This is a genomic window from Mycolicibacterium peregrinum, from assembly GCF_001665625.1.
In the GTDB taxonomy this organism is placed as follows: Bacteria; Actinomycetota; Actinomycetes; order Mycobacteriales; family Mycobacteriaceae; genus Mycobacterium; species Mycobacterium peregrinum_B.
On record NZ_LZSY01000104.1, the window covers coordinates 30,540 to 52,979 of the forward strand.

Annotated in this window: 26 protein-coding genes; 13 read left to right on the forward strand and 13 right to left on the reverse strand. The window is 67.0% G+C overall.

What is annotated here, in order from left to right:
- Positions 1–38: 38 nt before the first annotated feature.
- The 3 genes from rfbB to A5779_RS15130 all read left to right on the forward strand — a co-directional run bounded on the left by rfbB (position 39) and on the right by A5779_RS15130 (position 2,071).
- Positions 39–1,034: a dTDP-glucose 4,6-dehydratase gene (gene rfbB / locus A5779_RS15120; protein WP_064883193.1), complete on the forward strand. Its 996-nt coding sequence runs from the start codon at positions 39–41 to the stop codon at positions 1,032–1,034.
- Complete coding sequence (locus A5779_RS15125) at positions 1,031–1,633, forward strand: dTDP-4-dehydrorhamnose 3,5-epimerase family protein (RefSeq protein ID WP_064883195.1); 603 nt, start codon at positions 1,031–1,033, stop codon at positions 1,631–1,633. The genes rfbB and A5779_RS15125 overlap by 4 nt, the downstream gene beginning before the upstream one ends.
- Before the next feature lie 90 nt (positions 1,634–1,723).
- Positions 1,724–2,071 carry a hypothetical protein gene (locus A5779_RS15130; protein ID WP_064959359.1) on the forward strand — a complete coding sequence of 116 codons (348 nt, stop codon included), beginning with the start codon at positions 1,724–1,726 and terminating at the stop codon, positions 2,069–2,071.
- Here A5779_RS15130 and A5779_RS15135 read toward each other — a convergent pair.
- Positions 2,065–3,183, reverse strand: a complete 1,119-nt coding sequence (locus A5779_RS15135) for a DmpA family aminopeptidase (protein ID WP_064883199.1) — start codon at positions 3,181–3,183, stop codon at positions 2,065–2,067. The two genes, A5779_RS15130 and A5779_RS15135, sit on opposite strands and share 7 nt — an antisense overlap.
- 107 nt (positions 3,184–3,290) lie before the next feature.
- On the opposite strand from A5779_RS15135, the gene A5779_RS15140 reads away from it, so the two are divergent.
- Positions 3,291–3,902, forward strand: a complete 612-nt coding sequence (locus tag A5779_RS15140) for a TetR/AcrR family transcriptional regulator (RefSeq protein ID WP_064883201.1) — start codon at positions 3,291–3,293, stop codon at positions 3,900–3,902.
- Complete coding sequence (locus A5779_RS15145) at positions 3,899–4,768, forward strand: EamA family transporter (RefSeq protein WP_064883203.1); 870 nt, start codon at positions 3,899–3,901, stop codon at positions 4,766–4,768. Before A5779_RS15140 ends, A5779_RS15145 begins: the two co-directional genes overlap by 4 nt.
- A 27-nt stretch (positions 4,769–4,795) precedes the next feature.
- Here the strand turns inward: A5779_RS15145 and A5779_RS15150 are convergent, their stop codons facing one another.
- Genes A5779_RS15150 through A5779_RS15160 form a run of 3 tightly spaced genes read right to left on the reverse strand, consistent with a single transcriptional unit; the run spans position 4,796 to position 7,133 of the window.
- The gene (locus A5779_RS15150) at positions 4,796–5,554 is read right to left on the reverse strand and encodes an Rv2686c family ABC transporter permease subunit (protein ID WP_064883205.1); all 759 of its coding nucleotides are present in this window, start codon (positions 5,552–5,554) and stop codon (positions 4,796–4,798) included.
- Entirely contained in the window at positions 5,551–6,264 is a 714-nt protein-coding gene (locus tag A5779_RS15155; protein ID WP_064883207.1) for a fluoroquinolone export ABC transporter permease subunit, read from the reverse strand. The genes A5779_RS15150 and A5779_RS15155 overlap by 4 nt, the downstream gene beginning before the upstream one ends.
- Positions 6,261–7,133: an ABC transporter ATP-binding protein gene (locus A5779_RS15160; protein ID WP_110777354.1), complete on the reverse strand. Its 873-nt coding sequence runs from the start codon at positions 7,131–7,133 to the stop codon at positions 6,261–6,263. The genes A5779_RS15155 and A5779_RS15160 overlap by 4 nt, the downstream gene beginning before the upstream one ends.
- Positions 7,134–7,271: 138 nt before the next feature.
- Here A5779_RS15160 and A5779_RS15165 point away from each other — a divergent pair, with 138 nt between their 5' ends.
- Positions 7,272–7,730 (forward strand): GbsR/MarR family transcriptional regulator, encoded by a 459-nt coding sequence (locus A5779_RS15165; protein ID WP_064883282.1) that lies wholly within the window; start codon positions 7,272–7,274, stop codon positions 7,728–7,730.
- Here A5779_RS15165 and A5779_RS15170 read toward each other — a convergent pair.
- Both A5779_RS15170 and A5779_RS15175 read right to left on the reverse strand, forming a co-directional pair.
- On the reverse strand, positions 7,709–8,311 hold the full coding sequence (locus A5779_RS15170; RefSeq protein ID WP_064883211.1) for a TetR/AcrR family transcriptional regulator: 603 nt from the start codon (positions 8,309–8,311) through the stop codon (positions 7,709–7,711). The two genes, A5779_RS15165 and A5779_RS15170, sit on opposite strands and share 22 nt — an antisense overlap.
- A complete protein-coding gene (locus A5779_RS15175; RefSeq protein WP_064883213.1) occupies positions 8,308–9,819 on the reverse strand; it encodes an FAD-dependent monooxygenase in 1,512 nt (503 codons plus the stop codon). Before A5779_RS15175 ends, A5779_RS15170 begins: the two co-directional genes overlap by 4 nt.
- A gap of 76 nt (positions 9,820–9,895) precedes the next feature.
- Between A5779_RS15175 and A5779_RS15180 the strand changes: the two genes are divergently transcribed.
- The 4 genes from A5779_RS15180 to mmsB all read left to right on the forward strand — a co-directional run bounded on the left by A5779_RS15180 (position 9,896) and on the right by mmsB (position 14,455).
- Positions 9,896–10,720, forward strand: a complete 825-nt coding sequence (locus A5779_RS15180; protein ID WP_064883215.1) for an MOSC domain-containing protein — start codon at positions 9,896–9,898, stop codon at positions 10,718–10,720.
- 155 nt (positions 10,721–10,875) lie between these two features.
- The gene (locus A5779_RS15185; protein WP_064883217.1) at positions 10,876–12,396 is read left to right on the forward strand and encodes a CoA-acylating methylmalonate-semialdehyde dehydrogenase; all 1,521 of its coding nucleotides are present in this window, start codon (positions 10,876–10,878) and stop codon (positions 12,394–12,396) included.
- A gap of 13 nt (positions 12,397–12,409) precedes the next feature.
- Positions 12,410–13,573: an isobutyryl-CoA dehydrogenase gene (locus tag A5779_RS15190; protein WP_413784921.1), complete on the forward strand. Its 1,164-nt coding sequence runs from the start codon at positions 12,410–12,412 to the stop codon at positions 13,571–13,573.
- A 9-nt stretch (positions 13,574–13,582) separates the two neighbouring features.
- Entirely contained in the window at positions 13,583–14,455 is an 873-nt protein-coding gene (gene mmsB, locus A5779_RS15195; protein ID WP_064883222.1) for a 3-hydroxyisobutyrate dehydrogenase, read from the forward strand.
- 58 nt (positions 14,456–14,513) lie between these two features.
- On the opposite strand, the gene A5779_RS15200 is transcribed toward mmsB, so the two are convergent.
- Together A5779_RS15200 and A5779_RS15205 are read right to left on the reverse strand one after the other, a co-directional pair.
- Positions 14,514–15,350: an endonuclease domain-containing protein gene (locus tag A5779_RS15200; protein ID WP_064883224.1), complete on the reverse strand. Its 837-nt coding sequence runs from the start codon at positions 15,348–15,350 to the stop codon at positions 14,514–14,516.
- Between the two features lie 108 nt (positions 15,351–15,458).
- Positions 15,459–16,256 (reverse strand): HAD family hydrolase, encoded by a 798-nt coding sequence (locus tag A5779_RS15205; RefSeq protein ID WP_064883284.1) that lies wholly within the window; start codon positions 16,254–16,256, stop codon positions 15,459–15,461.
- A gap of 104 nt (positions 16,257–16,360) precedes the next feature.
- Here A5779_RS15205 and A5779_RS15210 point away from each other — a divergent pair, with 104 nt between their 5' ends.
- Positions 16,361–17,023: a response regulator gene (locus A5779_RS15210; protein WP_064883226.1), complete on the forward strand. Its 663-nt coding sequence runs from the start codon at positions 16,361–16,363 to the stop codon at positions 17,021–17,023.
- 50 nt (positions 17,024–17,073) lie between these two features.
- A complete protein-coding gene (locus A5779_RS15215; RefSeq protein ID WP_064883286.1) occupies positions 17,074–18,252 on the forward strand; it encodes a GAF domain-containing sensor histidine kinase in 1,179 nt (392 codons plus the stop codon).
- Positions 18,253–18,258: 6 nt separating this feature from the next.
- Here A5779_RS15215 and A5779_RS15220 read toward each other — a convergent pair whose 3' ends face one another.
- Positions 18,259–18,840: a TetR/AcrR family transcriptional regulator gene (locus A5779_RS15220; RefSeq protein WP_064883228.1), complete on the reverse strand. Its 582-nt coding sequence runs from the start codon at positions 18,838–18,840 to the stop codon at positions 18,259–18,261.
- An 85-nt stretch (positions 18,841–18,925) separates the two neighbouring features.
- On the opposite strand from A5779_RS15220, the gene A5779_RS15225 reads away from it, so the two are divergent.
- On the forward strand, positions 18,926–19,309 hold the full coding sequence (locus A5779_RS15225) for a nitroreductase family deazaflavin-dependent oxidoreductase (RefSeq protein ID WP_064883230.1): 384 nt from the start codon (positions 18,926–18,928) through the stop codon (positions 19,307–19,309).
- Here A5779_RS15225 and A5779_RS15230 read toward each other — a convergent pair.
- The 4 genes from A5779_RS15230 to A5779_RS15245 form a co-directional block, all read right to left on the reverse strand.
- The gene (locus A5779_RS15230) at positions 19,306–19,743 is read right to left on the reverse strand and encodes a hypothetical protein (RefSeq protein ID WP_064883231.1); all 438 of its coding nucleotides are present in this window, start codon (positions 19,741–19,743) and stop codon (positions 19,306–19,308) included. The genes A5779_RS15225 and A5779_RS15230 overlap by 4 nt on opposite strands.
- Positions 19,744–19,795: 52 nt before the next feature.
- Positions 19,796–20,299 (reverse strand): MarR family winged helix-turn-helix transcriptional regulator, encoded by a 504-nt coding sequence (locus A5779_RS15235; RefSeq protein ID WP_055109908.1) that lies wholly within the window; start codon positions 20,297–20,299, stop codon positions 19,796–19,798.
- 69 nt (positions 20,300–20,368) lie between these two features.
- Positions 20,369–21,400 (reverse strand): pyridoxal phosphate-dependent aminotransferase, encoded by a 1,032-nt coding sequence (locus A5779_RS15240; RefSeq protein ID WP_064883233.1) that lies wholly within the window; start codon positions 21,398–21,400, stop codon positions 20,369–20,371.
- On the reverse strand, positions 21,400–22,437 hold the full coding sequence (locus A5779_RS15245) for a 3-oxoacyl-ACP synthase III family protein (protein WP_064883235.1): 1,038 nt from the start codon (positions 22,435–22,437) through the stop codon (positions 21,400–21,402). The genes A5779_RS15240 and A5779_RS15245 overlap by 1 nt, the downstream gene beginning before the upstream one ends.
- Positions 22,438–22,440: the final 3 nt, after the last annotated feature.

Below are 22,440 nucleotides of genomic sequence, written 5' to 3' on the forward strand. Positions count from 1 at the left end.
CGTGCGGATATGACGACACCGCCCGATAGGGTTGGCGCATGCGGCTACTGGTCACCGGCGGCGCCGGGTTCATCGGCGCGAACTTCGTGCGCCGCGCTGTCGGCGAGGCGCTGACCACGTCGGTCACGGTGCTCGATGCGATGACCTACGCGGGCAGCCGGGAGTCCCTGGCGGGGGTCGCCGACCAGGTCCGGTTGGTGCAGGGCGACATCGCCGACGCGGCCCTGGTGAACCAGTTGGTGGCCGAGGCCGACGCCGTCGTGCACTTCGCCGCGGAAACGCACGTCGACAATGCCTTGGCGAACCCGCAACCGTTCCTGCACAGCAACGTCGTCGGCACGTTCACGGTGTTGGAGGCGGTCCGGGCCCACGGGGTCCGGTTGCACCACATCTCCACCGACGAGGTGTACGGCGATCTCGAGCTCGACGATCCGGCGCGGTTCACCGAAACCACGCCGTACAACCCGTCGAGCCCGTACTCGTCGACCAAGGCCGCCGCCGATCTGCTGGTGCGGGCCTGGGTGCGGTCGTATCGCGTGCCGGCGACGATCTCGAACTGCTCCAACAACTACGGGCCATACCAGCATGTGGAGAAGTTCATCCCGCGCCAGATCACCAACGTGCTCACCGGCAGGCGCCCCAAGCTCTACGGCACCGGCGCCAACGTGCGCGACTGGATCCACGTGGACGACCACAACCGGGCGGTCTGGCAGATCCTGACCGACGGCCGCGTCGGGCAGACGTACCTGATCGGGGCGGAGTGCGAGCGCAGCAACCTCACGGTGATGCGCACGCTGCTGCGCTTGATGGGCCGTGATCCCGACGACTTCGACCATGTGACCGATCGGGAGGGCCACGACCTGCGCTACGCCATCGACCCGTCGACGCTGCACGACGAACTGGGCTGGGCGCCCAAGCACACCGATTTCGAAGAAGGACTCGCAGACACCATCGACTGGTATCGCAACAACGAATCCTGGTGGGGTCCATTGAAAACGGGCGTGGAGGACGCGTACTCGGGGCGCGGCCAGTGACCACGCGCGAGCTGACCATCCCCGGCGCTTGGGAGATCACACCGAAGCTGCACGGCGATGCACGCGGGCTGTTCTTCGAGTGGTTCACCGAGGCCGGGTTCGCCGAGATGACCGGACACCGTTTCGATCTGCGGCAGGCCAACTGCTCGGTGTCGGCGGCCGGGGTGCTGCGCGGGGTGCATTTCTCCGAGCTGCCGCCCAGTCAGGCCAAGTATGTGACGTGTGTGCGCGGCGCGGTGCTCGACGTCGTGGTCGACATCCGCGTGGGTTCCCCGACTTTCGGGCAATGGGATTCGGTGCTGCTCGACGAGCACAGCCGGCGATCGGTCTACCTGTCGGAGGGCCTCGGCCACGCGTTCCTGTCGATGGAGGATTCCTCGACGGTGATGTATCTGTGTTCGGCGCCGTACAGCCCCGAGCGGGAACACACCATCCTGGCCACCGATCTCGGGATCGACTGGCCGATCGACGAGCCGGTCCTTTCCGAACGCGACGCTGCCGCCCCGACGCTGGAGCAGGTGCGCGCGGCCGGCCTGTTGCCGACGTGGGACGAGGCCCGTTCCTTCGTCGAACAGCTGCGTGCCCGCGTCCGGGGCTGAATTGAGGTAGTCCGCTACTGCATACGGGACAGCCCGGTGGGGCGACGATGGGCGCATCAGCGCAGGCGTGCCCGACGAAACGAGACCACCATGAACCGAGCTTCCCAGTTGACGGCGACTTTGCTGGTGTCCGGTGGCCTGGCCCTGACCAGCTTGGTGTGCGCGGCGACCGCCCTGGCCGGCGGCCCGTACCAGTGGTGCCCCGGCGATGAGCCGGGCGGTTACGGCGGTGGGTTCAACACGCCTGCGGATGCGAGGCCGAGCTGGGACTGGAACGTCTGCCACAGCTACCACTACGTCAACCAAGGTCAGGGCAACGTCTCGTCCACTGTGTGGGAAGGCGACAACCCGCCGCCTCCGTATCCGTGGCAGCCGCCGAACATGTGCTGGTCGCTGTTCCTCCCCCGGCCGTGCGGCCCCGCCGACCTAGGTCAATGACCTTCCAGCACCAGTGCGGAGTGCAGCAGCTTGTGGTCGAGTGCGTGCGCGGTCAACCCACCCCGGCCCGTCATGGTCTCGGCCGCCACCAACGCGTTGACGATGGCCTCCTCCGTGGCTTCGATGGCCAGGTCGAACAACCGGGTCATCAGCTGCGGTGCCACCATGCGCACCCCGATTTCGGGCCGGTTGGCGTCGGGGTTCTCGTCCCATCCGTAGGGCGGGATTCCCCGGTTGCCGGTCGAGAACGCCAGCATCATGTCGCCGCTGTACTGCTCACCTGTTCCGCCCACCCGGCCGATCGCCAAGGCGGAGCGTTGGGCAAGTCGGGTGCATTGATGCGGCAGCATCGGCGCATCAGTGGCGACGACGACGATGATCGAGCCGGATCCGGCCGGGTAAGGGATCGGCAGATCCGGTGTCGGCACCAGTTCGGGCCCCACCATCTCCCCGACCGGCACACCGTTGACCCGAAGCCGTTCCCGCCGACCATGATTCGCCTGCACCAGTACGCCGACGGTGTACTGGCCACCCACGGTGTCGGTGACCCGCGATGCGGTGCCGATACCACCTTTGAAGCCGTGGCAGATCATCCCGGTGCCGCCACCGACATTGCCTTCACCGACCGGCCCGTCCGAGGCATCGGCGAGTGCGGCGAACACGTGCTCGGCCTGGACGTGGTGGCCGTTGCAGTCGTTCAGCAGCCCGTCGTAGGTCTCGCCGACCACCGGCAGAGACCAGTACAACCCGTCGCCGCGGGCCTGCACCTGTGCCGTGACCAGCGCATCGCGGACGACACCGACGCTGTGGGTGTTGGTCAGCGCGATGGGCGTGGTGAGCTCGCCGGATTCGCGGATCCATTCCAGACCGGTGAGCTCGCCGTTGCCGTTGAGCCGGTGGGCCCCGGCGAACACCGGCTCGGTGAAGATCCCCGGGTGCGGCACCACGACGGTGACGCCGGTGTTCACCGGGTTGGGGCCGGAGCGCTGGACCGTGTGATGCCCGACGGACACTCCCGCCACATCGGTGATGGCGTTGTTCGGACCGGTCGGGTGTTCGCCGATGACGACGCCGATGTCGCGGGCGCGTGGACGTGAGGAGCATTCAGACATGCATCCCCCGGAAGGTAGTGGCGAAATTTTTTTCAAGATTGGCAAATAATGGCTGTGGACACCGCTCGATGCAACCTGATCGGCGAAAACCGGTAAGGATGTGACCTGTGGGACGGCCGAATCGACAAGCGCAACGGCGCGAGGAGATCCTCGACGCAACGATCGCACTGATCGAGCGCAACGATTTGAACACCGTGCGGATCGCCGACGTGGCAGCTGAGCTCAACCTGACCCCCAATGCCGTGCGCTACTACTTCCGCGAGATGGACCAGCTGTTGTCGGCGCTCGCGCAGCGCTCGGACCGCAAGTTCTACGACGACCGCCTCGCGGTGGTGGAACGCACCGAGGATGTGCGAGATCAGATCGCGTTCATGATCGCCGCCGGTCTGCCATCGGGACCGGAGGACGCCGAGTGGCGGGCAATCTGGCGGGCGGTGTTGGCCGCCGGGTTCGTGCTCGACCAACGGCGCGACATCCAGCACATCTATCACCGACAGGTCGACCTCTACGCCCAGATACTCGAAACAGGCTCCACCGCAGGCATCTTCACACTCGCCTCGGCCACCCGTGACATCGCGATGACCCTCATGTCGATGGAGGACTATCTCGGGTACCGGATCGTGGCACGAGATCCCGACCTCGACCGCGCGACCGCGCTGCGGCTGATGCGCGGCTATGCCGAACTGGCGACGGGGGCTCGGCTTCCGGTGACGGCGTGACCGCACGCGCCCCGCTCGGGGCTGCGCTGCTGGTGGTGATCGCCGCGGTCAGCCAGGAGGTGGGGGCGGCGTTCGCGGTCGGACTCTTCGCTGCGGTCGGCACCGTAGGAGCGTTGTTCGCCCGCTTTGCGGTGGCCGGCGTGATCCTGTGCGCGGCCGTACGCCCGACCGTGCGGGGCCTGACGCGTCAGGCCTGGGGTGCGGCGCTCGCGCTGGCCGCGACGCTCGGCGCGATGAATTTCTGCTTCTATCTGGCCATCGCGCGGATCCCACTGGGCGTCGCGGTGACCATCGAAGCCCTTGGTCCGCTGATCCTTTCGGTGGTGACCGGCAAGAGCCGGGCCGCTTGGCTGTGGGCGTTGCTGGCCTTCGCCGGCGTCGCAGCACTGGGTCTGCCGCACGGGGGCGGCGGGCATTTCGAGGCGACCGGATTCGGGTTCGCGGCCGCCGCGGGGGTGGCCTGGGCCGGCTACATCCTGGTGTCTGCTCGTACCGCCGTGGAGTTCCGTCGCGTCGACGGCCTGGCTCTTGCCACCGCCATGGGCGCACTCGGCGTCGCCCCGTTCGCAGTCGCCTCGGTCCACCTGAACGCACTGGACTGGCGCGTACTCGGGGTGGGCGCCGCAGTCGGCGTGCTGTCGTCGGTCATCCCGTACTCGCTCGAGTTGATCTCTCTGCGCCGTCTTCCACCTGCCACGTTCGCGGTGCTGACGTGCCTGTCACCGGTCACCGCGGCGCTCGCCGGCCTGGTGGTGCTCGGTCAGCAGATCGGGGTGCTCGGCTACCTGGGCGTAGCCCTGGTGACGGTCGCCAGTATCGGCGCGGTGCGGTCGGCACACGCACGCCCCGCCGAACCGCTCGGCTAGCGGCGAGCTTTTCAGTGCGGGAAAGTGTCAGCGGTTCTTCGCGAGGAAGCGACGGAACAGCGGCCAGGCAATCGCGAGGTTGTATGCCACGCCGCCCAGCAGATACGGCCACCACGTGCCGTGCGCACTGGCGACCCAGAACGCCTTGGCCGCCCAGTACGGCGGCAGCACACCGAAGGCCAGGTTCCACGATGAGTCGATGAACCAGGGCAGGCACGGCAGCCCCGCGATCAGCATGCCCAGTGCACGCAGCATCGCAATGCCCTGAATCTTGTTGCCGGCCATGGTGACAATGAGAAGTAGCGTCACCACCGCCGACAAGCCAGCGACCAACCCGATCGGAACGAGCGCTCCGGTCAGCCCCGGCTCCAGGAGACCGCTGAACGACAGCGTCGCGATCACGTAGACGGTGGTGACCACCATGACGGTTCCCGCGCGATACCCGAAGAACGTCGTCATCGGGACCGGCGTCACCCGCAGTGCGGTCATCGTGCCGGCATCGACCTCGTCGAGCATCAGGAACGCGCCCAGACCCCCGGCGATGATGATGCTGGTCAACAGCAGAAACGCGGTCAGCACCAACGGGTAGTACGGCACGAGGTCGAAGCCGTAACGCTGCGCCAGCATCTCAGTGACCTCGGGCGTCAGGACCGCCACCAGCGAAGTCCAGATCACCGGCGCAAACACCACCATGACCAGCAGCGGATCTCGGTAGGTGCCCCGGATATCGTTGCGGCCGAATGCGGCCACGGCCCGGCCCGTCGCGGAACTCGATATCGCGGTCACAGCACACCCGACCTTTCGACGACGTAGCGGCCGAACAGCACGTGAGCGGTCCGCCACAGGACCACGAGCGACAGCACGGGATACAGCACCGAATAGAGCATCTGCCAGCTCGTCAACGCCACCTGGTCGAACGCCGCGCCCAGGAGCAACACCGGCCCCTGGGTGGGCACGAGGTACAGCACCGGGTTGGGCCAGAGCCCCGAGTAGTAGATCAGCGGGGGTACCAGCATGACCGCCAGCGGGATGGTGGCCGCCAGGAACCAGTCGGTGACCGAGGCGAACGGTAGCGACGTGATGAACCCGACCAGCAGCATCAGCAGGGTGCCGAGGACAACCCCGAGGACCAGCAGCACCGGATGGTAGGTGAAGCCGTCGGCGATGGTTGACACCACGATCGCCACGAACAACGAGATAGCCAGCAGCACAGATAGTTTGGCTGTCAGATACTCCCAGAAGCGCAACGGGGTGGAGATGATCGCGCCGAGCGTGCGTTCCTGCTTCTCGAAGAACACCGAGCCGCCGATGAAGAAGAAGCCGATGATCGCGGTGTCGCCGGCGAGCACGTAGGGCTCCATGACCGGGCGCAGGTCGCGCGGCATCGGCAACAGCACCGCCAACCAGATGAGGCCCGAGAACACACCCGCGTGCAGGAACCTCTGCCGGTTGGCCACCGTCAGTTCCAGCCGGATCGCGCTGAGCAACCGGGTCATGACAACCGCCGCCCGGTGACCTCGACGAAGACGTCGTTGAGACTGCCTTCGCGACTGTGGATCGTCTCGACGTGATGCTCGCGCAGAATCGTATGGAATGCCGGATCGTCGGCCAGACCGTCCATCCCGTACTCGGCGGTGGCCAGTCCGCCGGGAGTGCGGTACTGCACCCGGACGCGCCGTTGACTGCGGGCGATCTTCAGTTCGGCGGGGGTGTCGAGCGCGACGATGGCGCCGTCGACGACGAAGGCCACCCGGTCACACAGTTCATCGGCCGTGGACATGTCGTGGGTCGTGAGGAAGATCGTGCGGCCGCGCGCTTTGAGGTCCAAGATGATGTCCTTGACCTTGCGGGCGGTGACCGGGTCGAGCCCCGAGGTGGGCTCGTCGAGGAACAGCAGCTCGGGGTTGTTGATCAGGGAACGTGCGAACGTCAGCCGCATCTGCATCCCCTTGGAGTACTTGGCAACCCGGGTGTTGGCGGCATCACCGAGACCGACCGCGTCCAGTAATTCCATCGGATCCGCCGTCGGCCCGTCATAGAGGGAGCCGAAGAACCTGAGGTTCTCCAGCCCGGTGAGCTTGTGATAGTGGTTGGGCAGTTCGAAGGACACACCCACGCGCTGGTAGTAGTTCGGCCCCCAGTCCAGCGGGTCCCGGCCCCACACCGTGGCCTGGCCGCCATGCCCGCGCAGCAGCCCGATGAGCAGCTTCTGGGTGGTGGATTTTCCGGCGCCGCTGGGCCCCAGAAACCCGAAGATCTCCCCCGGCGCGACGCTGAAGTCCATGCCGCGTACGGCCGGCTCGGTTGCTTTGGGATAAGTGAAAGTCAAGCCCCGAACGTCGATGACATCGGTCGCTGTGTGCATCAGTGCCCTTCCGCGCAGACGAAAATCACATCTCCGACCAGACTTCCCGGAACACCGGACATGACTGTACTAAACTTTCAGTAATTATTGAAGCCTTTTCTTGGCGAGGAGGATTCGGCGGTGTCAAAGTCCACAGATCTGCAGCAGTCGGCTGAGCAACTCGCCTTGGTGCTCAGCAGTCACGGCATGCAGAAGATGACCGCCCGCGTGCTCGCCACCCTGCTGTTCAGCGAACAACCCAGCGTCACGATGGCCGAACTGGCCGAGACCCTGCAGGCCAGCGCCGGGGCGATCTCGGGTTCACTCAAGATGCTCACGTCCGTCGGCCTTGCCGAGCGGGTTCCCGCCCCGGCAAGCCGGCGTGAGCACTTCCGCTTACGCGACGACGCTTGGGCGGTCCTGTTCACCAGCCAGAACGAGACGATCGCGGCAATGCAGGCCGCCGCGGACACCGGCATCGCCGCCGCTGACCGCACCAGCCCGGCCCATCACCGACTGACGCAGATGCGCGATTTCTACACGTTCCTGATGGCCGAACTTCCCGCTGTCCTCGACCGCTGGCAGCACCAGAACGATCAGGGAAGCAAGCCGACCTGACGGTAGACGGCCCGCAGATAGCGGCGCATCTCCTCGGTGTCGGGCGGGTCGGGTTGCAGCACGCGGTAGGTTATCGCACCGACCATCATGTCGATCGACACGTCGAAATCGGTTTCGGCAGGCACAGTTCCACACTCGCGTGCGCGCTCAAGTAAGCGAGCGGCGAGCTTGCGGCGCGGCGCGATGTAGCGGTCCCAGTACACCGCCATGAGCGCCGGATGGCTGACCGCCGATCCGAGAACTCGGGCGACCAGCGCCCGGTAGTGCGGCGTGGTCGTCGTGACGGCGGCGCTTTCTATGGCCGCCTCGACGAGTTCGTAGGGCGACTCGACATCGATCTCCTCCGGTGAGGCCCAGCCCACCTCTTCGGCGATCAACGTCTCCATGGCCGCAGCGATCAACTCTTCCTTGGTCGACCACCGCCGGTAGATGGTCGGCTTGCCGACACCGGCGCGCTTGGCGATCTGCTCGATGCTGGAACCCTCGACACCACGCTCGATGAACAGGTCCAGCGCTGCCTGCAGGATCGCGCGATCGGCGCCCGCATCGCGCGGCCGGCCCCGGCCGGGCGGCGTGGTCATCGTACCGACCCTGAGCTCAAAGCTGTTGCCAGCCAACGGTCGAGGCCGGCCTTGTCGGCGGGACTCCCCCGCCAGGCCAGGTGGGCGTCGGGCCTGATCAGCATGGCCTCTGTGCCGCCGTGGTGCAGCGCCACGACGAATTCGCCTAGGTGAACCCGCAGGAGTTCGAGGTCATGGGGCACGCCGTCGGGCAACAGTAGCGCCCAACGGCCGCCGAGCTCACTGTGCAACCGGGTGGCGGTGCCGTCCGCGCGCGTGCACTGCCGATCGGCAATGCGATCCCCTGGTCGCGGTTTGTGGCCACCACCGCCGAGCGGACCTTTCCGATAACTCACCCACAGCTGCGATGTGGTGTACGTCGTCCACCGCTGGATGAACGACAGGCCGAACAGTCGAATGGCCACCTGGTCGCGCAGGAAGCGGCCCACCCGGTTGCTGGCCACGTTCATCCGGGTCACCGCGCTGGTCCCGCGCAGCACTTCGGTGGCCAGAGGCCTGCGCTCGGCCGCGTACGTGTCGATCAGTTTGTCGGAGGCGAGCTTTCGTATCACGAGGGCCAGTTTGAACGCCAGATTCTCGGCATCGCCTATACCGGTCAACATGCCCTGCCCGCCGAACGGCGCATGGGCGTGCGCGGCGTCCCCGGCGATGAGGATCCGCCCGTTGCGGTATCTGTCGGCGAGTCTGCGGTGAACGGTGAACACCGACAGCCACTCGGCGTCTCCGACGCTGACACTGCGCCCGGTCCGCTGCGGCACAACGTATTCGATGCGTGCGCGGATCTCGTTGTCGCTCGGCTTTTGGTCCGAGATGGGGTCGTAGACGAACAAACGCCACAGATCGTCACGACCGCTCGGGTCCGGCATCGGCATCGCGCCCACCAACCCGTCGGGGTGGATCCACCCGGTCGTCCCGCTGCGGTCCACGTCCCAATCCAGGTGCACGTCGGCCAGCAGGAAACGCTCGGAGAGCTTGACGCCGGGAAACCCGATGGCCGCCTGTTGCCTCGTCACGCTGGAGGTGCCGTCGCATCCGACGAGCCACTTCGCGCGGACGCGTTCACCATCTGACAGTTCGGCGACGACGGCGTCGCCGTCCTCTCGCGCGGCGATCAAACCCCGGCCCCATTCCGGTTCGACGCCGAGCTCGGCCAGTCGGGCCCGCAGCGCCGCTTCGACCTTGGCCTGCGACACCACCATGGGCGGTGCGGCGGTCCGCATGCCGGGGTCGCCGAACTCCAGGGTCATCACGGGACGGTCGCCGAGATAGGTGGTGATGCGCATCGCGCGTAACGACTCGCTGGGCAGCGTTCCCAGCGCGCCGATGCGGCCCAGCACTTCCGAGCCGCGCGCGTGCAGGAAGTTGGCCCGCGATGTGATCGCCGGCCCCTGCGCGCGGTCGACGACGCGGACTGAGATGCCATGTAGGCGCAACGAGCAGGCCAACGTCAGCCCCGTAGGGCCGGCGCCGACCACGATCACATCGGGGTTCTCATCCGAGAAGGACACAAGAATATAGTAACGATACCGTTCCGTAATTTAAAGAGCAGCCCGCCATGCCGCTCGGCCCGGCTATCTTCGGTCCATGAGCGCCGATGCAGCTGAGCACATGCGGGTCGAGAGCCTGTACCGGTATCCGATCAAGTCAATGCTCGGGGAGAGCGTGGAAACGTTGTCCGTCAACGCCGGCGGAGCAGAGGGTGACCGAAAGTTCGCACTCATCGACGAATCCAGCGGCCGGGTGGCGAGCGCGAAGCAGGCCCGGCTATGGCGGACCCTCCTGTCGTGCGGCGCTGTCACCGAACAGCGGCGCGTACGCATCCACCTACCGGACGGCAGCACGACGACGACCGACGAGGACGGTGTCGACGACGTGTTGTCACAGTTCGTGGGGCGGTCGGTCCGACTGATCGACAGCAGGCCCGCCGGCGCTTCCATCGAGCGCGCAGACCCCGATCAAGTGCTCGACAAAGGCGTCGACGCAGAGGTCGACGCTCCGATCCTGGAGCTGGGTCTGGCAACCCCGGGAGACTCCTTCACCGATCTGGCTCCTGTGCATGCCGTCACCACCGCGACCCTCGAGCGCATCGGCGTCGAGGCCGCGCGCTACCGGCCCAATCTGGTGATCGCCACGCCACCCGGTTTTCCCGCATACGCCGAGAACGAGTGGACCGATCAGATCCTCACCGTGGGCGGAGTGCGGCTACGGGCCATGGGACCAACTCCCCGCTGCGTCATTCCGACCCTCGAGCACGGTGCTCTGCCCCGGGCGCCACACGCGCTCCGGACTCCCGCAGCCGAGAATCGGGTCGACGCCTTCGGCCTCGGCCTTCTGCCGTGCGCCGGCACGTACCTTCAGGTGCTCACCGCAGGCACCCTGCAGATCGGCGACCCGGTCTCACTCGACTGACCCACCTCCCACGGTGATGCGTGTGGTTCCGTGCCGAGACCGCACAGCAGACCACCAGCACCCTTGCCAAAGGTTCCGACCAATTACTAGGATATCCAAGTATCTCGGGTGAGCCCCGAGTTGCCACCACTGCGCACAATCCTGGACGGAATGTCATGACTACACAGATTCCCCACTTCATCAACGGCCAGCGCACCACCGCCGGGTCGACCCGTACCGCCGATGTGCTCAATCCCAGCACCGGCGAGGTGCAGGCACAGGTGGTCCTGGCGTCGGCCGCCGATGTCGACGCCGCCGTCGCCGGTGCCGTCGAGGCCCAGAAAGAATGGGCCGCCTACAACCCGCAGCGCCGCGCCCGGGTGTTGATGAAGTTCATCGAACTGGTGCACCAGAATGCCGACGAGTTGGCCGAGATGCTGTCCCTGGAGCACGGCAAGACCGTCGCGGACTCACACGGCGACATCCAGCGCGGCCTTGAGGTCATCGAGTTCTCGGTCGGCATCCCCCACCTGCTCAAGGGCGAGTTCACCGAGGGCGCGGGCACCGGCATCGATGTGTACTCGATCCGCCAGCCCCTGGGCGTGGTCGCGGGCATCACCCCGTTCAACTTCCCGGCGATGATCCCGCTGTGGAAGGCCGGCCCGGCGCTGGCATGCGGAAATGCGTTCGTGCTCAAGCCTTCCGAGCGTGACCCCTCGGTGCCGCTGCGGCTGGCCGAGCTGTTCATCGAGGCGGGTCTGCCCGCCGGTGTGTTCCAGGTGGTGCAGGGCGACAAGGAAGCCGTCGACGCCATCCTCGAGCACCCCGAGATCAAGGCCGTCGGCTTCGTCGGCAGCTCTGACATCGCGCAGTACATCTATTCGGGCGCGGCCGCCCACGGCAAGCGGGCCCAGTGCTTCGGCGGTGCGAAGAACCACATGATCGTGATGCCCGACGCCGATCTGGACCAGGCCGTCGACGCATTGATCGGCGCCGGTTACGGCAGCGCCGGCGAGCGCTGCATGGCCATCAGCGTCGCAGTGCCGGTCGGTGAAGAGACCGCGAACCGCCTGCGCGCCAGGCTCGTCGAGCGGGTCAACCAGCTACGGGTCGGGCACAGCCTCGATCCCAAGGCCGACTACGGGCCACTGGTCACCGGCGCCGCGCTGGAGCGGGTGCGCGACTACATCGGCCAGGGCGTCGAGGCCGGTGCCGAACTCGTGGTCGACGGCCGCGAACGGGCCAGCAGCGAGCTGACTTTCGGTGACGCGAGCCTGGAGAAGGGCTACTTCATCGGCCCCACCCTGTTCGACAACGTCACCACCGACATGTCGATCTACACCGACGAGATCTTCGGCCCGGTGTTGTGCATCGTCCGGGCGCATGACTACGAAGAGGCGCTGAAGCTGCCGTCGGAGCACGAGTACGGCAACGGCGTGGCGATCTTCACCCGCGACGGCGATGCCGCCCGCGATTTCGTCTCACGCGTGCAGGTCGGCATGGTGGGCGTCAACGTGCCGATCCCGGTTCCGGTGGCCTACCACACCTTCGGCGGCTGGAAGCGTTCCGGTTTCGGCGATCTCAACCAGCACGGGCCGCATTCGATCCTGTTCTACACCAAGACCAAGACCGTCACCGAGCGGTGGCCGTCGGGCATCAAGGATGGCGCCGAGTTCGTCATCCCGACCATGAAGTAGCCAACCCGTGAATCTGAACGACCCGTACAGCCTGAGCGAGGACGACCGTGTCATCACCGACACGGCGGCCGCGTTCGCCGAAAAGCGCATCGCGCCATACGCGTTGGAATGGGATGAGACCCATCACTTCCCCACCGACGTATTGCGCGAGGCGGCCGAACTCGGCATGGGCGCCATCTACTGCGGCGAGGACGCCGGCGGCAGCGGGCTGCGTCGCCTGGATGCGGTACGCATCTTCGAGCAGCTCGCAGTCGCCGACCCCACCCTGGCGGCGTTCCTGTCCATCCACAACATGTGCGCGTGGATGGTCGACAGTTTCGGCACCGAGGAGCAACGCAAGACCTGGGTGCCCAGGCTGGCGTCGATGGAGGCCATCGCCAGTTACTGCCTGACCGAACCGGGTGCCGGCTCGGACGCGGCCGCGCTGCGGACGCGGGCCGTGCGCGACGGTGACGACTATGTGCTGGACGGGGTCAAGCAGTTCATCTCGGGGGCCGGCAGCTCGGATGTATATGTGGTGATGGCCCGGACGGGAGCGGACGGCCCGAAGGGCATCTCCGCGTTCGTCGTCGAAAAGGACGCGCCCGGGCTGAGCTTCGGCGCACAGGAACAGAAGATGGGCTGGAACGCCCAGCCCACCGCACAGGTGATCTTCGAGGGGGTCCGGGTTCCGGCCGACGCATTGCTCGGCGGCACCGAGGGCACCGGGTTCGGCATCGCGATGAACGGGCTCAACGGCGGGCGGATCAACATCGCCGCCTGCTCACTGGGCGGAGCACAGGCCGCCTACGACAAGGCGCTGAGCTACCTGGCCGACCGGCAGGCGTTCGGCGGGGCCCTGCTCGACGAGCCGACCATCCGGTTCACCCTCGCCGACATGGCCATGGGTTTGGAAACATCACGAAACATGTTGTGGCGGGCTGCGTCTGCCCTGGATGCAAACCACCCCGACAAGGTGACGTTGTGCGCCATGGCCAAGCTGTATGTCACCGACACCTGCTACGAGGTGGCGGATCAGGCGCTGCAGTTGCACGGCGGCTACGGCTATCTGCGTGAGTACGGTCTGGAGAAAATCGTCCGGGATCTGCGGGTGCACCGCATCCTTGAGGGCACCAACGAAATCATGCGCGTGGTCATCGGTCGCTCGGAATCGAGCCGCGCCCGCAACTCTGCATAGGAGACGTACGTGAGCACGATCGCGTTCTTGGGGCTGGGCAACATGGGCGGGCCGATGGCCGCCAACCTGGTCACCGCCGGGCACACCGTGCACGGTTTCGACCCGGTGCCTGCCGCGCAGGAGTCGGCAAAGACCAACGGCGTCAACGTGTTCGCCACCGGCGCCGAGGCAGTGAGCGGTGCAGACGTGGTGATCACCATGCTGCCCAACGGGGCGTTGGTGAAGAGCTGCTACGCCGAGGTGCTGCCCGCCGCCGCCGACGGAGCCCTGTTCATCGACAGCTCCACGATCTCCGTCGACGACGCCCGCGAGGTGCACAAGGTTGCCCTCGAGCACGGCTTCGCCCAGCTCGACGCCCCGGTCTCCGGCGGGGTCAAGGGCGCGGTGGCGGGCACGCTCGCGTTCATGGTCGGCGGTACCGATGAAGCAGTTCATGCCGCGCGGCCTGTGCTGGAACCCATGGCGGGCAAGATCATCCATTGCGGTGCCGCCGGCGCCGGCCAGGCCGCCAAGGTGTGCAACAACATGGTGCTGGCGGTGCAGCAGATCGCCGTCGGAGAGGCATTCGTCCTGGCCGAGAAGCTCGGTCTGGACAAACAGGCACTGTTCGACGTGATCACCGGTGCGACCGGCAACTGCTGGGCCGTTCACACGAATTGCCCGGTGCCCGGGCCGGTTCCGACCTCCCCGGCCAACAATGATTTCAAGCCGGGGTTCGCGACGGCACTGATGAACAAGGATCTCGGACTGGCGATGGCGGCCGTGGAATCCACGGGGTCATCGGCACCGCTGGGCACGCATGCGGCGGAGATCTACGCGAAATTCGCTGAGTCGAATGCCGACAAGGACTTCAGCGCCGTGATCGAGACGCTCCGCACCTGATTCGTAGCCCGCGTTCGTAACGCGGTGGCGGTGAAATTCGCGTTTCGCCGCCATCCGGTTACGAACGTGAGGCCCACGCCTTGGCAAGCTTGCCGAGAAGATTGGCCTCGCCGTCGCGGCACGTGACTCGAATGACGATCCAACCCATTTCGATCATTGCGTCGAAGCGGGCGACGTCCCTCCGGAGGACATCGGGATCGGTGTGGTGCTGCCCCTCATATTCCATGGCGATCTTCAGCTCGGGCCAGGCCATGTCTACCTCTCCGATCAACGCGCCGTACTCGTTGTAGATCGGGTGCTGTGTCTGCGGTGGCGGATACCCTGCCCGAACGACCAACAGCCGCAGCCAGGTTTCCTGCGGAGACTCCGAGCCGGGATCGACCAGGGCGATGCTCGCGCGCGCCTGTTTCATGCCCTTGCGGCCGGCGTGCCGCTGCGCGGCTGTTTCGATTTCGGCGACGTTCAGGCGGGCAGCACGAGCCAGCGCGTCGATCGCTGCCACCGCGGTGTCCTCGGGCAGCCGGCGGGCCAGATCGACTGCGGTGCGAGCGGGAGTGGTCAGCCCTATGTCGCCGATCTGACAGATTTCGTCGTCGTCGATCGTGTCGGCCCACGCGACGACACCCGGGGACCGTCTCCGATTGGTGTCGATGATGTTGGCGGGTAACGCCGGATCAATCCAGCGCGCGCCGAGTAACGCCGACGCGGAGTAGCCGGCCAGCACACCGTGCCCCCGCGACCGGAGCCAGCAGGCTTTGGCTCGCAGGACTGCGGTGGGCCGGGTTCCGCGCGGGACATAGATGTCCTTGTGTACCGCGACGAACCGGGCACGGAGATCGTGGCGTGTCAGCCTGCCGGCCGCGACGGCCTCGCTGCCGATGAACGGCTCCACCATGCGGGAGAAGTGTGCCCGCAGCCACCGACAGCCTCGCGCTTGTAACCGGGTGGCGGTGAAATTCGTGTTTGGCCGCCACCCGGTTACGAACGCGGACGGCGCGAAAACCTATGCAGCAGTCGGGCTGCGCTGAACCCACCACTGGGTGTGCAGGCGCTGGCAGGCCGGCAGCCGCAGCGGATCGGAGCCGGCGAAGTCCGGCCGCACCGCAACCGCGCCGGGTGAAACCGGACTGGCGTCGGGGTCGATCACGACGCCCGCCATCCCTGCGGCGTTGGCCGACCGCAGGCCCGCGACCGAGCCCACCATGGCCAATGCGTCGTGGCCTGCCACGCCCAGCTCGGCCAGTGCGTGCCGGTAGAGCTCGGCGCCGGGTCCACTCACGTCGTCGATGGTGACGACGGTTTCCACCAGACCGTCCCCGACGAGCTGGCGCACCAGGGGTTCGGCCCAGCGCCGACGGCCTGCGGCCACCACCCCGACCGGCAGCCCGGCCAGGAACGCGTCGTTCATCAGGTCCTCCAGACCCGGCCGAGGCGTCAGGCCGGCGTCGAGGATCATCTCGTCGAACATCATGTCTTTGGTCATGCAGATCTCGTCGGCGAGCACCTCGGTCAGCACATCGCAGTCCGGGCCCACGCACCGCTTGCGCAACTCGGCGGTGACCCGCTGGCGCTCGTCGTGCAGCGCGAGAAGCTGCTGGTAACGCGCGACACCCCATTGAATGGGCAGACCGTGCGCGGCGAAGGCGGCGTTGAAGACGACGCGATGCCCGTCGACGTCCACATCCGACAACGCATCGAGGTCCAGGATCACCGCACGCAGTGGATGGGCACTCGGATCAGGCTGCGAACAGTCCCACCAGAACCGTCCGGCCCGCCATGACTTCTCTTGTGTTGACGACACCACATGAGAGTGGCCCACGTCACATCTGTCGCGCGTCCCCCCTACGGGGGATTGGGCCGGTCAAGTTGATCTACCGACTGCGGTGCCACCCTTAGGGTGATGCCATGGCGCCCTCCAATCCAGTGCGCCTTGTGCTGGTCGACGACCACGAAATGGTCATCGAGGGTCTCAAGGCCATGCTTGCTGTGTTCAACGACCGAGTCGAGGTGGTCGGTCAGGCCGTCGGCGCGGAGCGGGCGCTGAGTGTGATCGAGACGCTGGACCCCGACATCGTGTTGTGCGACGTCCGCATGGAGGGTTCCAGCGGACTGGATCTGTGCCGCGTGCTGCGCGAGCGCGACCCGGACCGCAAGGTGGTCATGCTGTCGGTCTACGACGACGAGCAATACCTGTTCCAGGCGCTGCGGGTGGGTGCGTCGGGATATCTGCTCAAGAGCATCAGCAGCGACGAGCTGGTCCGCCAGCTCGAATTCGCCCACAGCGGGCAGACCGCGATCGATCCGGGGATGGCGGCGCGGGCGGCCGGTACCGCGGCCCGCCTGCAACGCGACGAGTTCTGGCCCGGTGTCCGGCAGGGACTGACCCAGCGCGAGAGCGAGATCCTGTCCTTCGTGGTCGCGGGCCTGTCCAACCGCGGGATCGCCAACAAGCTGGTGATCGGCGAGGAAACCGTGAAGACCCACCTGCGGTCCATCTACCGCAAGCTCGGGGTCAGCGACCGGGCGGGCGCGGTGGCCACTGCACTGCGGGAGGGGATCTACCAGTGAACGCCGAGCCAGAGAAGCCGGGACGCGACGCGAGCTCCGAACCGGGCCCCATCGAGCTGACCGCCGAGGGGGAACTGGCGCTGCTGCGTGAGCTCATCCGGGCCGCATCGAGTGGTCCGGGAGTGGAGCCGCTGGCCGCCGCGGCCGCCAGGATGATCACCGCGTCGACCGCCACCGACGTGTGCTTCGTGCACGTGCTCGACGATTCCGACCGCGCCCTGACGCTGGCTGGGGCCACGCCGCCGTTCGACGCCGAGATCGGCAAGATCCGACTGCCGCTCGGGCAAGGCATCTCGGGGTGGGTTGCCAGCCACCGGCAGCCCGTGGTGATCAGCCACGACAAGGAGTCCGATCCCCGCTACATGCCCTTCGAATCGCTGCGCGGGCGTGACTTCACCTCGATGGTGTCGGTCCCGATGGAGACCGGGCCGGGTGGGCTGGTCGGGGTGCTGAACGTGCACACCGTCGACCGCCGGGAGTTCACCCCGCGCGACGTGGAGTTGTTGTTGGTGATCGGCCGGCTCATCGCAGGCGCGTTGCACCAGGCCCGACTGCACCGCCAGCTGGTGGCGCGCGAGCGCGCACACGAGAATTTCGTCGAGCAGGTGATCGAGGCGCAGGAACTCGAGCGGCGCCGGCTGGCCGGCGATATTCACGACGGCATCTCCCAGCGGTTGGTGACGCTGTCGTACCGGCTCGACGCCGCGGCCCGAGCGGTCGACCCGGACACGGTGGCCGAACAGCTGGCGGCTGCGCGCGAGCTGGTGGCGCTGACACTGCAGGAGGCCAGGGCCGCGATCAGCGGGCTGCGCCCGCCGGTGCTCGACGATCTGGGTCTGTCGGGCGGACTGGCCAGCCTGGCCCGTTCGATCCCGCGGATCCCCATCGACGTCGACCTCGCCGAGACCCGGGTGCCCGACCATATCGAGCTGGCGCTGTACCGCATCGCCCAGGAATGCCTGCAGAACGTGATCAAACACGCCGAGGCGGATCGGGCCCGACTCACCTTCTCGGTCGACGACGGGGTGGCCCGGCTCGAAATCGTCGACGACGGAAAAGGATTCGATACCTTCGAGCACCCGCTGGGAAGTGACGAGATGGGCGGCTACGGATTGTTGTCGATGGCCGAGCGGGCTGAGATCGTCGGCGGCCGGCTGCACATCCGGTCGAGGCCGGGCGCGGGCACCACCGTGACCGCCTCCATCCCGCTGCCGTCCCCGATCACGTAAGTGCCGTCAGCTCTCCTGGAGGTGTGCCCGCACCGCGGGCACTGCGCGGGCGATCAACTCCTCGGTCGATTGCGACGCGATCGGCTCGATACGCAGGATGTGGCGCAGATAGGCGATGCCCAGCAGCTGGCCCATGGCCAGATCCACCCGTAGTTCGGCCTCCGGGCCGGGCAACGCGCTGGCGATCTGCGGGTAGAGCCGCTGCTCGATGAACTGACGGACCAGGGCTGCCGATTCCTCGTGGGTGGCCGCGCCGCGCAGGATCGCCAACAGGGGCGCGCGGGTGTCGGCATGTTCCCAGAGTTCGAAGAAGGCCTCGGTCAGCCGTTCGGCGAGGCCGTCGGGGCCCTCGTCGAGGATGCGTCCGCTGAATTGTTCTGGGTCGAACGGCCAGCCGACGGTGGCCCGGAACAGGTCGGCCTTGCTGCCGAAGTAGTGCCGGATCAGGGCCGGGTCCACCTGTGCGGCCGCCGCGATATCGCGTAGTGAGGTCTTGTCGTAGCCACCCTCGGCGAACATCCGCCGGGCAGTGGCCACCAGCTCGTCACGGGTTCCGGGCTGTCCCGGTCGTCGTCCACGTGGCGGCATAGTCCCGAAATTCTACAGTCGTTGACTTCTTGCTCGGGCCCGGATTACGCTCGGATCATTAATTCCACAATTGAGGAGTTATCTGATGCCCGCTCCGCGATGGGTCGCACAAGCCAACAAGATCGGCCTGAACAGGCTCACCCGGTTCATCGCGCCATGGGCGCCGGGGTGGGCGGTGGTCATCCACCGGGGACGCAAGTCCGGCCGCACCTTCCGGACGCCACTGTGGGCGTTCCGCCGCGAGCACGGCTACGTCATCGCGCTGACCTACGGCCCGCAGGCCGACTGGGTGCGCAATGTACTGGCCGCAGGCGGGTGCGAACTGGAGTCGCGCCGCCACACCTACCGGCTGACCGCACCCGAGGTGTACACCGACGACAAGGCCACCGACATGCCCGCGTTCATCCGCTTCATGCTGCGCCGGGTGATCAAGGCCCCGGAGTTTCTCAGCCTGAAGGTCGCCGATTAACCGCCCAGTTTCCCGGCGAGTTCGGGGCACTCGTACTTGAGCGCCACGTTCACGATTGTCATGAGCGCGTCGGGCGGGAGCTTGCTGCCCATCTGTGTCAGCACGTTGACGACATCCTGCTTGGTCTTGTTGAAGCTGCCGCCGGCCATGATGCAGGCCATCATCAGCTGATCACCGATGGCGTTGTCGGAACCCTGGATGCCGGCGGCGCGGACCTCGGCGAACGCTTCCGGCGGCAACCCCGCGGAACCGCGCGGCGAGCCGGTGGTCGGCCTGGGGACCTGAGTCAGAGTTCGCTTGGGCGCCGTCGATGTCGCCGTGAACGGCGTGACGTCGTCGGGGGCGGTGGCCGTCCCGGAAGTCGTGGTACTACAGGCCGCCATCAATACCACAGCGGCGGCGCCGAGCGCCGCACCCACCCGCTTGGCGTTCATCGACACTCCCCTCCACTGCGTTCAACGCTAGTGGGGTAGCCACAAAGCCGACTCAGAAATCACCGGAGTGTCGGCGCAGGGTCTCGATCGAGGCGACCAGCGCACGTGACTGCTCGTCCGACATCCCGACATCGGCGAACACCTGCTCGTTCAAGGTCACCGTGGCGTCCTCGACCGTCGATCGCCCGAGTTCGGTGATGCGGACCAGCGTGGTGCGCCCATCGGTCGGGTGCGGGACCCGTTCCACCAGACCATTGGCCTCCAGGCGCCGGATCGCGTGCGTGACGCTGGTGACGTGCACCTGAAGGCGATCGGAGGCCTTCGTGATCGGCAGCGCGCCGGCCCGGCTGAAGGCCAACAGACGCAGCAGTTCGAACCGCGAGAAGCTCAGATCGTATGGCCGTAGCGCGGTCTCCACCCGGGCCAGCAGGATCTGGTGGGCCCGCATCACCGAGGTCACCGCGACCATTCCGCCGGCCACCTCGCCCCAACCGGCCGCCTCCCAGTTGGCGCGGGCCTGCGCGATCGGGTCACGCTTGTCTGGTGGCGAGGTCACGCCTCTTCTTACCGCATCGTCCCGCGGGTACCGCGCATTCTGCGCGCATCGGGTCCGGCCGGCCGGTCCTCAACTGGCAGCGGTCACCGCGCTCAGCACCGCCCGGGTGGACTGCCGCGATCCGACGGTGATCCGCACCCCGCCGTCGGCGTAGTGACGCAATTGCAGTCCGCTGCCGTCGAACACCTCCGGCCACGGCGTGGGTCGGCCCGGCAGGAACAGGAAGTTGGCCTGCCCGTCGGTGCTGTAGACGCCGAGCGCCCGTAACCGCATCTGCAGATAGCGCCGTTCCGCGGCGATCATCCGGATACGTTGACGCAGTTGACTTTCCGCAGAATAGGACGCCGCGACCGCGACCTGGGCACTGATCCCGATCCCGAACGGCAACTGCATCCGCCACAGCTCGCGGGCGAGGTCCGGTGCGCAGAACCCATAGCCGATCCGAAGCCCGGCCAGACCGTAGGCCTTTGAAAAGGTGCGCACCACTACGACATTGCCGAACCTGGCGACCAGGGTCGGTCCGTCGATGCGGTGCTCGGCGGCCAGGAACTCCACGTATGCCTCGTCCAACAGGACGACGGTGTCCGCGGGTAGCCGGGTCAGGAAGCGCTCGATCTCAGCGGCCGGTTCGATCGTGCCGGTCGGATTGTGCGGCCGGCAGACCGCCACCACCCTGGCCTGCCGGGCCCCCTCGGCCATCGCGTCGAGGTCGTGCCTGCCGTGTTCATCGAGTGGAACGGTGACGGTCCGCAACCGGGCCATCTGGGCGAAGATCGGATAGCCGTCGAAGGTGGGAGTCGCCATCACCATGGTGTCACCGGGGCTGGTCACCGCATGCAGCACCTGCATGATGACCCCGGTCGCGCCGGCTCCGACGATCACCTGCTCCTCGGCTATCCCGTCATGACGGGCGATCAGCGAGCGCAACCGCTGTGGCAGGAACTCCGGATACCGGTTGGCGGCCTCATCGCATGCCCGCAATGCCGAACGCACTGCGGGCAACGGCGGAAAAGGGCATTCGTTGAGCGACAGTGCCAGCGGGTTGACCGCCTGCGGCAGCGCCCCGACAGCGTCGAGCAGTGCCGAGCGGGGAGCCACCATCACGCGTCCCCAGCGTCGTCGCGGCCGCCCCAGCGCACGGCGGCGGCGCCGGCGAAGTCACCGGCGTGGGCGAAGGCGGCCATCAGCACGGTATCGCCGGCCTTCACCCGACCGCCGGTGACGGCCCGGTCGAAGTTGACGGGAATTCCTGCGGCGAACAGGTTTCCGCACTCATCAAACGTGTCGACGTGTCGTTCGGGCGGCAACTCCAACGCGTCGCGCCAGTTCCGCAGGAACACGCGGTTGGGCTGGTTGGTGACGAACAGATCGATATCCTTGGGCTGCACACCGATTCGATCGCAGACCGTATAGGACACCTCGGGCACTTGCCGGTTGCCCCGTGCCAGCACCTTGGTGATCTTGCTCTCGGTGAACCCGATGCAGGCCTCCCCCGGGCCGGCCTGCCACCATTTGCGCGGAGGGTCCATGACGACGGTCATATCGCCCGCGTACTCCCCGTAGGTACGGCATTCGACGTCGAGGATGGGTGACGCATCGGACAGCGTCACCAACCCGACCGCGGCCCCGTCGCCGGGAACCGCCGCCTGCGCCTTACGCCGGATGGTCTCCTGATCGAACACCTGGCCCGCCGAGTTCTGGGCGATCGCGATCACCGCGGTCCGGCCCTCACCCGAACGCAACAGGGTGCGCGCCACTTTCAGCCCCAGAACGAACGCAGCACAGCCACCGTTGTGTAGGTCGATCACCCAGTTGGGCTTCATGCCCAGCCGGTGGGCCATGGCGCCGCCACCACCGTAGAACGGCATGTCGGGCAGTTGGGTGTGAGTGATCAACACGTCGGCCCCGGCGATGACATCTGCGCCGTGCCGCTCGATCAATCCGGCGGCCGCCCGCTCCACCATGTCGATCGCGGTTTCGTCGGGCCCGACGTGATGACGGAACCGCGGCGCCCGGAACATCACGTTCTCGGCCAGCTCGTCGGTTTCGGCGAACCCGGCGTAGTAGTCGGCACTGACCGGGTCACCGGGCAGGTAGGTGGACACGTCGATGAGGCTGACGGGTGTCTGCTCAGTCATGGC

Excerpts from the sequence above, each read along its gene's own strand:
- A5779_RS15220 (WP_064883228.1), bottom strand. The coding sequence starts at position 18,840 with ATGCCGCCACGTGGACGACGACCGGGACAGCCCGGAACCCGTGACGAG.
- A5779_RS15130 (WP_064959359.1), top strand. The coding sequence starts at position 1,724 with ATGAACCGAGCTTCCCAGTTGACGGCGACTTTGCTGGTGTCCGGTGGC.
- A5779_RS15170 (WP_064883211.1), bottom strand. The coding sequence starts at position 8,311 with ATGACCACGCCGCCCGGCCGGGGCCGGCCGCGCGATGCGGGCGCCGAT.
- A5779_RS15155 (WP_064883207.1), bottom strand. The coding sequence starts at position 6,264 with ATGACCCGGTTGCTCAGCGCGATCCGGCTGGAACTGACGGTGGCCAAC.
- rfbB (WP_064883193.1), top strand. The coding sequence starts at position 39 with ATGCGGCTACTGGTCACCGGCGGCGCCGGGTTCATCGGCGCGAACTTC.
- A5779_RS15160 (WP_110777354.1), bottom strand. The coding sequence starts at position 7,133 with ATGCACACAGCGACCGATGTCATCGACGTTCGGGGCTTGACTTTCACT.
- A5779_RS15200 (WP_064883224.1), bottom strand. The coding sequence starts at position 15,350 with ATGGTGGAGCCGTTCATCGGCAGCGAGGCCGTCGCGGCCGGCAGGCTG.
- A5779_RS15185 (WP_064883217.1), top strand. The coding sequence starts at position 10,876 with ATGACTACACAGATTCCCCACTTCATCAACGGCCAGCGCACCACCGCC.
- A5779_RS15240 (WP_064883233.1), bottom strand. The coding sequence starts at position 21,400 with ATGGTGGCTCCCCGCTCGGCACTGCTCGACGCTGTCGGGGCGCTGCCG.
- A5779_RS15135 (WP_064883199.1), bottom strand. The coding sequence starts at position 3,183 with ATGTCTGAATGCTCCTCACGTCCACGCGCCCGCGACATCGGCGTCGTC.
- A5779_RS15180 (WP_064883215.1), top strand. The coding sequence starts at position 9,896 with ATGAGCGCCGATGCAGCTGAGCACATGCGGGTCGAGAGCCTGTACCGG.
- A5779_RS15225 (WP_064883230.1), top strand. The coding sequence starts at position 18,926 with ATGCCCGCTCCGCGATGGGTCGCACAAGCCAACAAGATCGGCCTGAAC.
- A5779_RS15230 (WP_064883231.1), bottom strand. The coding sequence starts at position 19,743 with ATGAACGCCAAGCGGGTGGGTGCGGCGCTCGGCGCCGCCGCTGTGGTA.
- A5779_RS15245 (WP_064883235.1), bottom strand. The coding sequence starts at position 22,437 with ATGACTGAGCAGACACCCGTCAGCCTCATCGACGTGTCCACCTACCTG.
- A5779_RS15210 (WP_064883226.1), top strand. The coding sequence starts at position 16,361 with ATGGCGCCCTCCAATCCAGTGCGCCTTGTGCTGGTCGACGACCACGAA.